This is a genomic window from Photobacterium aquae (assembly GCF_001029445.1).
Lineage (GTDB): Bacteria > Pseudomonadota > Gammaproteobacteria > Enterobacterales > Vibrionaceae > Photobacterium > Photobacterium aquae.
On record NZ_LDOT01000061.1, the window covers coordinates 1 to 281 of the forward strand.

Below are 281 nucleotides of genomic sequence, written 5' to 3' on the forward strand. Positions count from 1 at the left end.
ACGTTGCCATTGGTGTCGGTGATAATGATCCGATCACCCTCAACAGTGCCCGAGGCCAACGTCACTTTGGCTGTGACCGTACCATCAGCACCCAGTTCGGTGCTGTTGTAGATACCGTCATTGTTACTATCACCCAGCAGTTCAACACTCGGGGCTGGTGCGTCGCCAGTGTCGACCAAAGCGCTGTCGCTGGCTTCCGGCGATGGGTTGCCGACCTTGTCGATCACCTGCGCGGTGACTTCAACCTTGTCGCCGACTACTGACCCCTCGACCACAATACC

1 protein-coding gene is annotated in these 281 nt (G+C 57.3%); it reads right to left on the reverse strand.

Features of this window, described 5'->3' with window-relative positions:
• On the reverse strand, positions 1–281 hold a 281-nt coding region (locus ABT56_RS24300; protein WP_047881135.1), incomplete at both ends, for a hypothetical protein.